At 66.1% G+C, this 14,991-nt stretch carries 10 protein-coding genes and 2 tRNA genes; 11 read left to right on the plus strand and 1 reads right to left on the minus strand.

The features are described from left to right. Positions 1–73 precede the first annotated feature (73 nt). Positions 74–2,617, minus strand: a complete 2,544-nt coding sequence (gene mutS / locus CSC78_RS17010; RefSeq protein ID WP_162339072.1) for a DNA mismatch repair protein MutS — start codon at positions 2,615–2,617, stop codon at positions 74–76. 391 nt (positions 2,618–3,008) lie between these two features. On the opposite strand from mutS, the gene CSC78_RS17015 reads away from it, so the two are divergent. The 11 genes from CSC78_RS17015 to CSC78_RS17065 all read left to right on the plus strand — a co-directional run bounded on the left by CSC78_RS17015 (position 3,009) and on the right by CSC78_RS17065 (position 14,738). Next, positions 3,009–5,657, plus strand: coding sequence for a TonB-dependent receptor (locus tag CSC78_RS17015; protein ID WP_162339060.1), 2,649 nt, complete (start codon positions 3,009–3,011; stop codon positions 5,655–5,657). 126 nt (positions 5,658–5,783) lie between these two features. Continuing rightward, complete coding sequence (locus tag CSC78_RS17020) at positions 5,784–6,275, plus strand: CinA family protein (protein WP_162339061.1); 492 nt, start codon at positions 5,784–5,786, stop codon at positions 6,273–6,275. A gap of 74 nt (positions 6,276–6,349) precedes the next feature. Continuing rightward, positions 6,350–6,991 (plus strand): transcriptional repressor LexA, encoded by a 642-nt coding sequence (lexA, locus tag CSC78_RS17025; protein WP_162339062.1) that lies wholly within the window; start codon positions 6,350–6,352, stop codon positions 6,989–6,991. A gap of 178 nt (positions 6,992–7,169) precedes the next feature. After that, positions 7,170–8,207, plus strand: a complete 1,038-nt coding sequence (recA, locus tag CSC78_RS17030; protein WP_162339063.1) for a recombinase RecA — start codon at positions 7,170–7,172, stop codon at positions 8,205–8,207. A gap of 20 nt (positions 8,208–8,227) precedes the next feature. Continuing rightward, positions 8,228–8,743 (plus strand): recombination regulator RecX, encoded by a 516-nt coding sequence (recX, locus tag CSC78_RS17035; RefSeq protein WP_162339064.1) that lies wholly within the window; start codon positions 8,228–8,230, stop codon positions 8,741–8,743. Positions 8,744–8,836: 93 nt separating this feature from the next. Continuing rightward, positions 8,837–11,488 (plus strand): alanine--tRNA ligase, encoded by a 2,652-nt coding sequence (alaS, locus tag CSC78_RS17040; protein ID WP_162339073.1) that lies wholly within the window; start codon positions 8,837–8,839, stop codon positions 11,486–11,488. 151 nt (positions 11,489–11,639) lie between these two features. Beyond that, positions 11,640–11,846 (plus strand): carbon storage regulator CsrA, encoded by a 207-nt coding sequence (csrA, locus tag CSC78_RS17045; RefSeq protein ID WP_162339065.1) that lies wholly within the window; start codon positions 11,640–11,642, stop codon positions 11,844–11,846. A 76-nt stretch (positions 11,847–11,922) separates the two neighbouring features. Continuing rightward, positions 11,923–12,015 (plus strand) — tRNA-Ser (locus CSC78_RS17050). 175 nt (positions 12,016–12,190) lie between these two features. Continuing rightward, positions 12,191–12,267, plus strand: a tRNA-Arg gene (locus CSC78_RS17055). 241 nt (positions 12,268–12,508) lie between these two features. After that, entirely contained in the window at positions 12,509–13,210 is a 702-nt protein-coding gene (locus tag CSC78_RS17060) for a 4'-phosphopantetheinyl transferase family protein (RefSeq protein ID WP_162339066.1), read from the plus strand. Positions 13,211–13,343: 133 nt separating this feature from the next. Continuing rightward, positions 13,344–14,738 (plus strand): TIGR03013 family XrtA/PEP-CTERM system glycosyltransferase, encoded by a 1,395-nt coding sequence (locus CSC78_RS17065; protein ID WP_162339067.1) that lies wholly within the window; start codon positions 13,344–13,346, stop codon positions 14,736–14,738. Positions 14,739–14,991 lie beyond the last annotated feature (253 nt).

Raw genomic sequence — 14,991 nt, forward strand, 5'->3', positions numbered from 1 at the left:
GTAGATGCGTGCTGTGGCGGGCCTGCGGTCTCAATCCGCGAACGCGTGCCGGTCGACGGGAGGCGCGACCCGGTCAGAGCAGCGCCTTGAGCCGGTAGACCGCTTCCAGTGCCTGCTTGGGCGTGAGTTCGTCCGGATCGATCGCGGCCAGCGCTTCCTGTGCGGCCGACGGTGCGGCGGCGAACAGGCCGAACTGCTGCGGCGCGTCCAGCGCCTGCGGCGCCATGTCCGATGCATGCGTCTCGCGACCGCGCTGTTCCAGTTCCGCCAGCCGGCGGCGCGCCTGCTGCAGCGTGGTTTTTGGCAGGCCGGCCAGCGCTGCGACCTGCAAGCCGAAGCTGCGGTCGGCCGCGCCGTCCTTCACCGCGTGCATGAACACCAGTGTGTCGCCATGCTCCACCGCGTCCAGGTGCACGTTGGCGATGCCGCTGGACGGCTCGTTCGCCAGTGCGGTCAGTTCGAAGTAGTGCGTTGCGAACAGCGTGTAGCAGCGATTGCTGGCGGCCAGGTGGCGCGCCACGGCATCGGCCAGGGCCAGGCCGTCGTAGGTGGACGTGCCGCGGCCGATCTCGTCCATCAACACCAGCGACTGCGCGGTGGCGTGATGCAGTATGTAGCTGGTCTCGGCCATTTCCACCATGAAGGTGGATTGCCCGCGCGCGAGGTCGTCGCCCGCGCCGATGCGGGTGAGGATGCGGTCGATCGGGCCGATGACCGCGCGCGAGGCCGGCACGAAGCTGCCGATGTGCGCGAGCAGCACGATCAGCGCGTTCTGCCGCATGTAGGTCGACTTGCCGCCCATGTTCGGGCCGGTGATGACCAGCATGCGGCGACCCTCGTCCAGCCGCAGGTCGTTCGGTTCGAACGGCTCCTTGCGCACCGCCTCGACCACCGGATGGCGGCCGCGTTCGATGCGAAGGCCGGGCGCATCGACGAGTTCCGGCTGCGCCCAGTCCAGTTCCTGTGCGCGCTCGGCAAAGGATGCCAGCACGTCGAGTTCGCTGAGGGCACCAGCGCAGTGCTTCAGCGGCTCCAGCCGCGCATTGAGGGTGTCCAGCAGCGCGTCGTACAGCAGCTTCTCGCGCGACAGCGAGCGCTCGCGCGCCGACAGCACCTTGTCCTCGAACTGTTTCAGTTCCTCGGTGATGTAGCGTTCGGCGCCGGTGAGCGTCTGCCGGCGGGTGTAGTGCACCGGCGCCTTGTCGGCCTGGCCCTTGCTGATCTCGATGTAATAGCCGTGCACGCGGTTGTAGCCGACCTTGAGCGTGGCGATGCCACTGCTGGCACGCTCGCGTGCCTCCAGGTCGACCAGGAACTGGTCGGCATTCGTGCTGAGCCGACGCAGTTCGTCGAGTTCGGCGTCGTAGCCGTCGGCCAGCACGCCGCCGTCGGTGAGTTTGAGCGGCGGTTGCGGCGCGACGGCGGCCTGCAGCAGCGCAGCGGTGTCGTCGTGCTCGCCCAGTTCCGCGGCCAGCGCCTGCAGGCGCGGCGAATCGAGTGGTTGCAGATGGCCGCGGACATCGGGCAGCAGCGCCAGGCCGTCGCGCAGCGTGGACAGGTCGCGCGGACGCGCCGAGCGCAGCGCCACGCGGGTGAGGATGCGCTCCAGATCGCCGAGCGCGCGGAAGCCGGTGCGCAGATCGCGGTCGGTGCCATGCCCGATCAGCGTGGCGATGGCGTGGTGACGTTCGCCCAGTACCGTCCGATCACGCAGCGGGCGGTGCAGCCAGCGGCGGAGCAGGCGGCCGCCCATCGGGGTGACGGTGGTGTCCAGCACGCCCAGCAGGGTGTGCTTCGTGTCGCCGTCGACGCGGGTGTCCAGTTCCAGGTGCCGGCGCGTGGCAGCGTTCATCGCGATCGCGTCGCCGGCCGACTCCAGCGCGATCGCGGTCAGGTGCGGCAGGCGCTGTTTCTGGGTCTCTTCCACGTAACCGAGTAGCGCACCTGCGGCGCCGGTGGCCAGCGCCTTGTCGTCGATGCCGAAGCCGGTCAGATCGTGCAGGCCGAAGAAGGCGAGCAGTTGCCGGCGTCCGCTGTCGGGGTCGAACAGCCACGGTGCGCGCCGCCGCAGGCCGGTACGCTGTTGCAGGAACGCCGGCAGGCCTTCTTCGTCGGGAACCAGCAACTCGGCCGGTTCCAGGCGGGCGAGTTCGGCTTCCAGCGCATCGTCGCTGTCGACCTCGTTGACCATGAAACGCCCGCCGGCGAGGTCGGCCCACGCCAGGCCATAGCCCGAGCGACCGCGGCTGACCGTCATCAACAACGTGTCGCGGCGTTCGTTGAGCAGGGCTTCGTCGGTCACCGTGCCCGGCGTGACCACGCGTACCACCTTGCGCTCCACCAGACCCTTGGCCAACGCCGGGTCGCCGATCTGTTCGCAGATCGCCACCGACTCGCCCAGCGCCACGAGTCGCGCCAGGTACCCCTCGCAGGCATGCACGGGCACCCCCGCCATCGGGATCGGTGCGCCACCGGAACTGCCGCGCTGGGTCAGGGTGATGTCGAGCAGCCGGGCGGCCTTGCGCGCGTCGTCGTAGAACAGTTCGTAGAAATCCCCCATCCGGAAGAACACCAGCAGGTCCGGGTACTCCGCCTTGGCGGCGAAGAACTGCTTCATCAGGGGCGTGTGTTCCGACTTGTCTTTGCTCACGAGGCCAGCAGAAGGGGGAGGCAAAAGGGCGTTGATTGTAGCGGTGGCGAACGGACATCGCCGATGGCGCGCGCGCGTTCGCAACACGTTCCAGATGCGGCGGGTCGACTGCGCCGGCGAGGCGATCAGCGTTGGCGTAACCGGAGTTCCGCACGATCGTTCGTAAAATCAGTGGCTTATCCGTGCCAAAGTCCGGTGCGGCGTATCGACGCAGTGCAGAATGCCGCGATGTGAAGCGGATGTTAGTTTCGCGTTGACGCAAGGGGAGTTGCGTTCGTCATCGGCGGCACCGCCGCACGCTACATCGGGAATCAAACAGGCACCAACCGCCAGCACATGACCCTTGGGAGGGGAGAACATGGTCAACGCATTGCCCAGGCACAAAGCGCTTTCGCTCGCCGTCTTCACCGCGCTCTGCGCCAGCTCGCATGCCTATGCGCAGCAGGCGGCCGCGCCGGCCGGCGAGGACGAGCCCACCACGCTGGGGACCATGACGGTCACCGCGCAGAAGCGCGAGGAAGTGTTGCAGGACGTGCCGATCACGGTCGCCGTGATCTCCGAGGAACTGCTGCAGGACACCGGCGTCCGTGACATCAAGGACCTGCAGGTCCTGGTGCCGGGCCTGACAGTGACCAGCACGCAGAACGAAGCCATCACCACGGCGCGCATCCGCGGCATCGGCACGGTAGGCGACAACGTCGGCCTGGAATCGTCGGTCGGCGTGGTGATCGATGGCGTGTACCGCCCGCGCAACAGCGTCGGCTTCGGCGACCTCGGCCAGCTCGAGCGCATCGAGGTGTTGAAGGGGCCGCAGGGCACCGTGTTCGGCAAGAACACCTCGGCCGGCGTGATCAACGTGGTCACCCGTCGCCCCAGCTACACGCAGAGTGCCGAAGGTGAAGTTACCGTCGGCAACTACGGCGCGATCGGCGTGTCCGGCAGCTACAACGACTCGCTGTCCGACAACTCGGCCTTCAGCATCTACGCCGCCAAGCGCAAGCGCGACGGCTGGATGGACGTGCGCACCGGCAACGGACCGCGCCAGGAAACCGACGACTACGACCAGAACTTCCACACGGTGCGCGCCAAGCTGCTGCTGGAGCCGACCGAGAACCTGGAAATCCTGCTGTCGGGCGACTTCACCAGCCGGGACGAGAACTGCTGCACGGCGGTGCAGACCTCGGTCGGCGGCACCGCCGCGATCCTCAACGCGCTGGCCGGTGGCCGCGCGGTGGCGGCGCCGGGCGACGATCCGTTCGACCGCGTGGCCTACAGCAACCGTCCGACCACGCAGGACATCGTGGACAAGGGCCTGTCCGCCGAGATCAACTGGGACACGCCCTGGTTCGGTGGTGCAACGCTGACCTCGATCACCGCCTCACGGCAGTGGGAGGCCATCAACGGCCTCGACTACGACTTCAGCACGGCCGACCTGCTCTACCGCAATGCCGACAAGGACGAGTCCTTCACCGGCTTCGACACCTTCAGCCAGGAATTGCGCCTGACCGGCTCCAGCGAACGCATCGACTGGATGGTGGGCGCGTTCTACTCGGATGAAGAGTTGACCCGCAACGAGACCTACCGCATCGGTCCGCATTACGAACCTTACGTGTCCACGCTGATCAGTAATCTGGTCCTCGGCGCCATCGGCCAGCAGTTAGCGCCGGCGTTTCCACCGAATACGACGGTGGTCAACATGGCTAACCCCCACCTGTTCCTGTCCGAAGCCACTGGCGTCGCCTTCGGGCGTAACTTCACGGGACTGGGAACGCTCGACCGTTACAAGCAGAATGCTAAGAGCTTGGCGCTGTTCACTAACAATACTTGGCACGCGACCGATGCACTCGACCTGACGCTGGGCCTGCGCTATACCCGCGAAAAGAAGGACCTGGACTCCTCCTACAGCAATCCCAACGGCAGCTTGGGCTGCGGGTCAATGCTGGTGAATCAGGCTGCGGTAGGTGCTGCGGTCGCCAATCGCATCCCTGTTTTCGGTCTTCTGCCTGCGGATACGAGGGCTTCAATCCTTGCGTCTGCTGTGCCGCAGATCATCGGTTATTCGTGCCTGCCGTGGGCCAACGCGTTGCATAACGGCCGCAACACCTTCCAGGAGATGGACGACAAGGAATGGTCCGGCACGGTGAAGGCGGCCTACCGCTGGAACGAGAACGTGATGACCTACGCGTCCTACGCCCGCGGCTACAAGGGCGGCGGCTTCAACCTGGACCGCGTGCAGTCGGCGGACGGCCTGTCGAGCAGCGGGCAGGGCATCCGCCCGGTCAACGACACCTCGTTCGGTGGTGAGTTCGTCGACAGCTTCGAACTGGGCACCAAGACCACGTGGGCCGACGGCACGCTGCTGTTGAACGCCACCCTGTTCCATCAGGAATACGAGGACTTCCAGCTCAACAGCTTCCTCGGTACCAGCTTCGTGGTCCGCTCGATCCCCAAGGTGACCTCCTCGGGTCTGGATGCGGAAATCCTGTGGCAGCCGCGTGCGGTGCAGGGCCTGATGCTGCAGGGCGGCCTGATGTACGCCAAGACCGAGTTCGGCAAGGACATCCCGGGCGGCGACTTCGTCGAACGCACCCCGCTCAGCACCTCGGGCGCGCTCTACAAGCTGCCGGGCGCGACGATGCCGTTCGCGCCGGAATGGTCGGGTTCGCTGTCGGCCACCTATGAATGGGATGTCGGCGCCGACCACATCGGCCGCTTCAACATCGGCGGCAAGTACATGGGCGACTACAACACCGGCTCGGACCTGGACGTCGAAAAGCACCAGAGCTCGTACACCGTGTTCAACGCCCGCGTCGGCTTCGGCCGCAGCGACGGCCGCTGGATGCTGGAGCTGTGGGGCACCAACCTGACCGACGAGGACTACGTGCAGGTCGGCTTCGATGGTCCGCTGCAGGGCCTGTTCCCGGACCCCAACAATCCGCTCAACACGTTCAACGCGTTCCTCGGCGCGCCGCGCATGTACGGCATGACCCTGCGCGTCCGCTACTGATCCCCTTCGCTCGATGTAGCGAACGGCCCGCCCGTCCAGGCGGGCCGTTTTCTTTGGGGCACGCCGAGGCGACAGCGAAGGGGCAAATCGGCTACAACACGCACGACTCCCCTGTCGGAACCGATGATGTCCGTGCCCAACGATGAAGCGCTGCGCCTCCTCGCACAGCAGGTCGGCGACCGCCTGCGGCTGGGACGCGACCATCTGGTCACCGCGGAAAGCTGCACGGGTGGCTGGATCGCCAAATGCGTCACCGACATCGCCGGCTCGTCGGACTGGTTCGACTGCGGCATGGCGGCCTACAGCTACGAAGCCAAGCAGGCATTGCTCGGTGTGCGCCCGCAGACACTGGAAACGCACGGCGCGGTCAGTCGGGAGACGGTGATCGAAATGGTGTCGGGCGCCCTGGTGAACTCGGGGGCCAGCGTCGCGGTGGCGGTGACCGGCATCGCCGGGCCGGGAGGCGGCAGTCCCGACAAGCCGGTGGGCACGGTGTGGATCGGCTGGAAACGCCGTGGCGGCTATGCGCGTGCGGAGGTCTTCGAGTTCGCCGGTGACCGTGAGGCCGTGCGCCGTCAGACGGTCGAGACCGCCTTGAAAGGACTCGAACACCTCTGAGGCCTCCCCTGGAGGCAGAGCTTTATTGAGCGCATAGTTGCCAGTCGGCCAAGTTAGTAGTATTACTACTAACCATGGACCTGACCGATACCCAGCACGCCATCCTCGCCCTGATCGCCGAACGGCTCGAAGCCGAAGGCATGCCGCCGTCGCAGGCGGAAATCGCCAAGGCGTTCGGCTTCAAGGGCGTGCGCGCCGCGCAGTACCACCTTGAGGCGCTGGAACAGGCCGGGGCCATCGAGCGTGTTCCGGGACGGGCGCGCGGCATCCGCCTGCTGAAGGCGCCGCTGTCCGCGCAGCCGGACCTGGCCTTCCCGCCCGCCAACGACGACGGCCTGCGCATCCCGGTACTGGGGCAGGTGGCGGCCGGCGCGCCGATCGGCGCGGATGCCGGCCATCATGACTACGTGCTGCTGGATCGCGCCTTCTTCGCGCCCGCGCCGGATTACCTGCTGAAGGTGAAAGGCGACTCCATGCGCGACGAGGGCATCTTCGACGGCGACCTGATCGGCGTGCACCGCACCCGTGATGCGCGCTCCGGCCAGATCGTGGTGGCCCGGGTCGACGACGCGATCACCGTCAAGCTGCTGAAGATCGGCAAGGACCGCATCCGCCTGTTGCCGCGCAACCCGGACTACGCCCCCATCGAGGTCCAGCCCGACCAGGATTTCGCCATCGAAGGCCTGTACTGCGGGCTGGTGAGGCCGAACCGGTGACGCACGCCCGTACTTCCGACGCCATCGGGCGGTGTTTTCCGATGTCCGGATGCGGCGCCGGCCGATCCATGCGGACCGCATCGACGATTAATTTCACTCTCTCCCGTCCCGTCGCAGCCTGTGCGATGGACGTTCCCCACACTGATCGCACCTGACCACTTTGACTAGGACCACGACGATGGACGAGAACAAGAAGCGCGCCCTTTCCGCCGCACTGACCCAGATCGAGCGCCAGTTCGGCAAGGGCTCGGTGATGCGCATGGGCGACCGGGTGATCGAACCCGTCGAAATCATTCCCACCGGTTCGCTGATGCTGGATATCGCGCTGGGAATCGGTGGATTGCCGCGTGGCCGCGTCGTGGAGATCTATGGTCCGGAATCTTCCGGCAAGACCACGCTGACCCTGCAGGCCATCGCGCAGTGCCAGAAGCAGGGCGGCACAGCGGCGTTCATCGACGCCGAACATGCGCTGGACCCCATCTACGCCGCCAAGCTGGGTGTGAACGTGGACGACCTGCTGCTGTCGCAGCCGGACACCGGCGAACAGGCGCTGGAAATCGCCGACATGCTGGTCCGTTCGGGCTCGATCGATATCGTGGTGATCGACTCGGTGGCGGCGCTGACGCCGAAGGCCGAAATCGAGGGCGAGATGGGCGACCAGCTGCCGGGCCTGCAGGCCCGCCTGATGAGCCAGGCGCTGCGCAAGCTCACCGGCAACATCAAGCGTTCGAACACCACCGTCATCTTCATCAACCAGTTGCGCATGAAGATCGGCGTGATGATGCCCGGCCAGAGTCCGGAAACCACCACCGGCGGCAATGCGCTGAAGTTCTACGCCTCCGTGCGGCTGGATATCCGCCGCATCGGCTCCATCAAGAAGGGTGACGAGATCATCGGCAACCAGACCAAGATCAAGGTCGTCAAGAACAAGCTGGCGCCCCCGTTCAAGCAGGTGGTTACCGAGATCCTGTATGGTGAAGGCATCAGCCGCGAAGGCGAGCTGATCGACATGGGCGTGGAGGCCAAGCTGGTCGACAAGGCTGGCGCCTGGTACAGCTACGGCAGCGAGCGCATCGGCCAGGGCAAGGACAACTCGCGCAATTTTCTGCGCGAGAACCCGGCCATCGCCGCGAAGCTGGAAGCGGAACTGCGCGAGAAGTTCCAGCCCGCCGAAGCGCAGCGCGATGAGAGCGCCGACGACGACAGCGACGACTGACAAGTCCGCGGCGGCGCACGATGTCCGAGGAGAACGGTCAGGCAGGAGCAAGGGCGGGGCGCCGGCGCAAGCCGGTTGAACAGACGCCCCTGCAGCGCGCGCTCGGCCTGCTGACCCGGCGGGAGCATTCCCGTCGGGAACTGTCGCGGAAGTTGGCGTCCCGTGGTGTGGAGGCGGCCGATGTGCGATCGGCCGTGGACCGGCTTGCGGATGAAGGCTGGCAGAGCGACACGCGCTTTGCCGAAGCCCTCGTCCGCAGCCGGGCCTCGGGCGGATATGGCCCGCTGCGCATCAAGGCCGAGTTGTCCACCCATGGGCTGGACCGCGAGGCGATAGCGGCGGCCATGGCCACCTTCGACGGCGACTGGACCGAAACGGCGTGCGACCTCGTCCGCCGGCGTTTCGGTCCAGCCCGCCGGATCGAGCCGGGCCAGGCACGCAAGATCGCGGACTTCCTGATCCGGCGCGGCTTCGATGCGACCGCGGTCCGAGCCGCCAGCCAGCTGGAGCCGGAGGACTGGGAGGGGGTGGCCTGATAATCTAGTGCATTGGGTTGCTTCTCCCGGCCGCATCCGCATCTACATGGATGGATCGGCGCAATGGAGCGCCTTCCAGCCAATGCCTGCCAGATGACCACTTCCAAGACTCCCAGCACCCGTCAGATCCGCCAGGATTTCCTCGATTTCTTCTCCGGCAAGGGCCACACCATCGTGCCCTCCGCCTCGCTGGTTCCCGGCAACGACCCCACGCTGCTGTTCACCAACTCCGGCATGGTGCAGTTCAAGGACGTGTTCCTGGGCGCCGAGAAGCGCAGCTACGTGCGCGCGGCCGATGTGCAGCGCTGCCTGCGTGCGGGTGGCAAGCACAACGATCTCGATTCGGTCGGATACACGGCACGCCACCACACCTTCTTCGAGATGCTGGGCAACTGGTCCTTCGGCGACTATTTCAAAAAGGAGGCCATCGGCTGGGCGTGGGAACTGCTGACTGAGGTCTGGAAGCTGCCGAAGGACCGCCTGCTTGTCACCGTGTACCACACCGACGACGAGGCCTACGACCTGTGGCACGACATGATCGGCCTGCCTGCCGAGCGCATCGTCCGTATCGGCGACAACAAGGGCGCGCCTTACGCCTCCGACAATTTCTGGCAGATGGCTGACACCGGTCCCTGCGGGCCGTGCACGGAGATCTTCTACGACCACGGCGACCACATCGCCGGTGGTCCTCCCGGTTCGCCCGATGAGGACGGCGATCGCTACATCGAGATCTGGAACAACGTCTTCATGCAGTTCGACCGTCAGCCCGACGGCACGCTGGTGCCGCTGCCTGCGCCCTGCGTCGATACCGGCATGGGCCTGGAGCGCCTGGCCGCAGTCCTGCAGCATGTCCACACCAATTACGAGATCGACCTGTTCCAGGGGCTGATCCGCAAGGCGGCGGAACTGACCGGCACCGCCGATCTCGAGAACAAGTCGCTGCGCGTGATTGCCGACCATATCCGCGCCTGCAGCTTCCTGATCGTCGATGGCGTGCTGCCCTCCAACGAGGGCAGGGGCTATGTGCTGCGCCGGATCATCCGCCGTGCGCTGCGCCACGGCTGGATGCTGGGCGTCCGCCAGCCGTTCTTCCACAGGATGGTCGGTACGCTGTCGGACCTGATGGGCGAGACCTATCCCGAGCTGCCTGCGGCACGTGAGCTGGTAGATCGCGCGCTCAAGGCCGAGGAAGAGCGTTTCGCCGAGACGCTGGATTCCGGCATGCGCATCTTCGACGACGTTGCGGCGCGCGTGACCGACGGCGTGATTCCCGGTGCCGATGCGTTCCGGCTATACGACACCTATGGCTTCCCGGTCGATCTGACCGCCGACATCGCCCGCGAGCGCGGGCTGACGGTCGATATGGCGGGTTTCGATGTCGCCATGGAGCAGCAGCGCGAGACCGCCCGTGCCGCCGGCAAGTTCACTTCCAACCCCGGCCTCCCCGCCGATCTGGTGGCCCAGCTGTCGCCGACCGTGTTCCTCGGCTATGACCATCTCGATGCCGGCGGCCTGCAGGTCGTGGCACTGCTGAAGGATGGTCGCCCTGTGCAGTCGGTCGAAGCGGGCGACGAGGCCGTGGTCATCCTGGACCGTACGCCGTTCTATGCCGAATCCGGCGGCCAAGTCGGCGATATGGGCGTGCTGGCCGAGCAGGGCGTTGAATTCGATGTCGCCGACACGCTGAAGTTCGCGGGACAGTTCCATGGCCATGCCGGCCGCGTCGCCAAGGGCGCGCTCAAGCTGGGCGACCACGTCGTCGCCTCGGTGGACGCCGCCCGCCGTGCCAGCACCATCCTCAACCACTCCGCGACCCATTTGCTGCACGCGGCGCTGCGCGAAGTCCTGGGTACGCACGTCCAGCAGAAAGGGTCGCTGGTCGCGCCGGATCGCCTGCGTTTCGATTTCTCCCACTTCCAGCCGATGACGGCGGCAGAACTGGCCGAGATCGAACGTCGCGTCAACGCGCAGATCCGCGCGAACAGCGCGGCCGAGGTGCACCACATGGGCATGCAGCAGGCGCTGGATTTCGGTGCCATGGCCCTGTTCGGCGAGAAGTACGGTGAAAACGTCCGGGTCCTGAAGATGGGCGACTACTCCACCGAGCTGTGCGGCGGCACCCATGTCGGCCGTACCGGCGACATCGGTCTGTTCAAACTGGTCGGCGAAAGCGGCGTGTCCGCCGGCGTCCGGCGCATCGAGGCCGTGACCGGGCAGGGCGCGCTGGATTACGTGGCCGACGAAGAGCGCCGGCTGTCCGAGGCGGCCAGCCTGCTGGGCGGCAACACCGGCGACGTCGTCGATAAGATCCGGGCGATGGCCGACCGGCAGAAGAAGCTCGAGCGCGAGCTGGAGTCGCTGAAGGCCAAAGCCGCCTCGAGCGCCACGTCCGACCTGGGCAGCGCGGCCGTGGACGTCGGCGGCATACGCGTGCTCGCGTCGCGGCTGGAGGGCTTCGATGCCAAGGCGCTGCGCGATGCGGTGGACCGCTTGAAGCAGCAGCTGGGCGACACCGTGATCGTTCTGGCCGGTACGGCAGACGGGAAGGCTGCGCTGGTGGCGGGTGTGAACGGCGCCGCAACCGGCCGGGTCAAGGCGGGGGAACTCCTCTCACACATCGCGGGTCAGATCGGCGGCAAGGGCGGTGGCCGCCCGGACCTCGCCCAGGGTGGTGGTGAGGACGGGCCCGCCCTTGCGACTGCCCTGCAGGGCGTTCCAGCGTGGGTCCAGCAGCGCCTCGGCTGATCCTCGCATTGGACCAATCGGTGCTTGCGGCTATGTGCCTCCGGCCGCTAACATGCTTTAGGTTCATGAATGTACCAGGAAGCCGCCGGCCCGTTTTCACGGTGCCAGTGCGCCCCCGGCACTATCCTTTGCCGGATTACGGAGACGAAACATGTTGATCTTGACCCGCCGTGTCGGCGAAACCCTGATGATCGGCGACTCGGTCACGGTGACCGTCCTTGGCGTCAAAGGCAACCAAGTGCGCATCGGCATCACCGCGCCCAAGGATGTGGCCGTGCATCGCGAAGAAATCTACCAGCGCATCCAGCGGGGCGAGGAAATTTCATCGCCTGCCGCTTCGGAAAACATCACCGACTGATTTTGTTTGCCGCCTGCGCGGTGAGCCGCTATCCTATGCGGCCGCTGCAGCTCGGCTGCAATGCGAGCGACAAACCGGAGTGATGCCCGAGCGGCTGAAGGGGCTCCCCTGCTAAGGGAGTATAGGGTCAAAAGCCTTATCGAGGGTTCGAATCCCTCTCACTCCGCCAGTTTGAAGTTCGTCTTGCCGGACGGAAATGCGTGGGAAAAAAGATGTCGATGCGATGATCGCGCTCGACGAAGCGTCCTCCGGAAGCGTTCTCTGCAGCGCCAAGGCAAGCAGCAAAAGAAGTAGAAAAAAGATTGACGGGCGGAAAACGTTTCACGCATAATTCCGCTCCTCACGCGCCCGTAGCTCAGCTGGATAGAGTACCTGGCTACGAACCAGGCGGTCGGGAGTTCGAATCTCTCCGGGCGCGCCATTACAACGCAAAGAGCCAGCGGAAAACCGCTGGCTCTTTGCGTTTGCGCGCTCGCCGCACATGGGCATGCGAACGGGTTGGCCTGTTTCGGTTGCCGCGCGCGTGATGTAGGGCAGTCGCGCCTGCTGGCGCTTGTGGTCCGCACATGTCCTACGTCTCTGCATGCCCCATGGTGCCCGCTCACGGTCGTCGACCTGCGACGAGCGCGTTGGCGTCGGCGTTCCCGCGGGGATTCGGCGACGTGCGCTTCGATCGCGCGGTTGCGGATCATGTGCTGGTCGCGGTGTTCGTGCTCGACGATTGGCGGGCATGGACGGCTGACGCGTTCGCACTTCTCGGTGCGCGCGAGCGGATGCGCGTGGAGCGCCAGCGTCGGGATGCGCATCGGGACAGCCTAGCGCTCGCCTATGCGCTGCATCGCCTTTTCCTTTCGCACGCGTTGGAGCTGCCGATCGAGGAGGTGCCACTGGCGCGCGACGCGCGCGGGCGTCCGGTGCTCGATGGCATGGCCGCCGATACCAGCCTCGCTCATGCCGATGCCCATGTCGCGATGGCGGTGAGTCTGCACGGTGCCGTCGGCGTGGATATCGAGCCCCCCCATCGTGCGGTCGTCATGCCGGAGATCGCCGAGCGGATATGCCATGGCGACGAACTGGCACGCCTCTCGGGGCTGCACGACGCGCAGCGCGCGGCCGGACTGCTGGATCTCTGGGTGCGGAAAGAGGCCTACCTGAAGGCGGCCGGCGTGGGGCTGGAGCGCGAGATGGATACGTTCGCGTTGCCCGAGGGCGAGGCGCAGGCCCTTCATCCTGGCGACGCCATGCGGGTGGGAACGGATCTGCTGTCGCTCGGTCCCGACATCGTCTGTGCCGTGGCGAAGGCGCCCGATGTCGCCTGCATGGCGGGACGATTGCGTCCGATGCTGGAAGGTGGCGCGCCGTAGCCGGTGCGCGATGTCCGGATATGTCACGTTTTGCGTTCTTGGATGGAGAAGGGCACCAGGGCCGGGTGCGTGCTCACGCGGCCGCGCCGCGTGATGGGGTGCAGCCGGGCTCGGCGTACATACGGGGGAAGTCATGAAATCGACACATGCCAGCCAGAAGTCCAGGGCTATCCGGTTCCTGTGGCTGCTGGAAGTGGTGATCATCGTGATCGCGGTATTGGGGTCGGCCTGGCTGCGATTCCTGAACGATCAGCAGACCCATCTGGAGTTCATCGAGGATGCGCCGGCGCGCGCCCTGCTGGTGGCGGTCTGCCTGACCGGGGCGATGGCGGCTTTCGGGCTGTACCAGGTGCACATGCGCCACAGCCGCATGGATTTCTTCCTGCGCTTCCTGATGTCGTTCGTACTCGGCGGCATCGCGCTGGTGGTGCTGTACTACCTCGTGCCGCAGGCCTACATCGGCCGCGGCGTGCTGGCGCTTTCGTTGCTGATATCGGCAGCGGGCATCGTGGCCGTCCGCATGCTGTCGGTCAGCCTGTTTCGCACCGATGTGCTGAAGCAGCGCATCCTGGTACTGGGCGCGGGCAACAATGCCGACCTCATCAATAGCCGCATGCGTCGTAAGGCGGATCGACGCAGTTTTCTCGTCGTCGGGTTCGTGCCGGTGGCGGGGCAGCCGGTGGTCGTGCGGGACGAATTGCTCGTCAAGCCACCCGGCACGCTGGCGGACCTGGTCGAAGAACTGCAGATCGACGAACTGGTGATTGCGCCGGACGAACGCCGTGGCGGACTGCCGATGGAAGACATGCTGCAGTGCGTGCAGCACGGCGTGAACGTGATCGACCTGTCCACCTTCTTCGAGCGCGAAGCGGGCATGGTCCAACTGAACATCGTCGATCCGTCCTGGCTGGTCTTCTCCGGCGGCTTCGACTACTCCACGCCGCGGCGCCTCAGCAAGCGCTTCTTCGACCTGCTGGCTGCGGGCGCGCTGCTGGTGCTCGCCTGGCCGCTGATGCTGCTGACGGCGTTGGCCGTATGGGCGGAATCCGGTGGCCCGATCCTCTACAGCCAGATCCGTGTCGGCGAGCGCGGCAACCACTTCAAGCTGACCAAGTTCCGGAGCATGCGGACCGACGCGGAAAAGGGCGGCGTCGCGGTCTGGGCGAGCAAGGACGACGACCGGACGACGCGCGTGGGCCGCTTCATCCGCAAGACGCGGCTGGACGAGCTGCCGCAGCTGTTCGCGGTTCTGCGCGGCGACATGAGCTTCGTGGGGCCGCGGCCGGAACGTCCGCAGTTCGTCGACATGCTCAACGACGAAGTGCGCTACTACCGTGTCCGCCACTGCGTGAAGCCGGGCCTGACCGGATGGGCGCAGCTGCGCTATCCCTACGGGGCGTCGGTGAAGGACGCGGAAGAGAAATTGAAGTTCGATCTCTTCTACGTGAAGAACCACGGCCTGGTCTTCGACATGATGATCCTGCTGCAGACCGTCGAAGTGGTGCTGTTCGGTCGCGGCGCACGCTGACGCAGCGTGAATTCCGGCAGCGCCCTGCTCCCGCCTGCAGAGGGCAGGTCGTCATGGGCGTGCCGGTCCGGGGAACAGGCCAGCCACGCGCTGGCGACAGGCGCGCTTGAAGTCGTCCAGCCCGCATCCGGATCGATGGCGGGGTCGCTGTACAGCGGAGGGAAACCGACTTCCGCGGCGCGCGTCTTGCGGAAAATCCACGTCGTGACCTGAATCAGTCTTCCCGTACGTTTTGGAAGAATGGAGGAAGCGC

Source organism: Pseudoxanthomonas japonensis (assembly GCF_010093445.1).
Lineage (GTDB): Bacteria > Pseudomonadota > Gammaproteobacteria > Xanthomonadales > Xanthomonadaceae > Pseudoxanthomonas_A > Pseudoxanthomonas_A japonensis.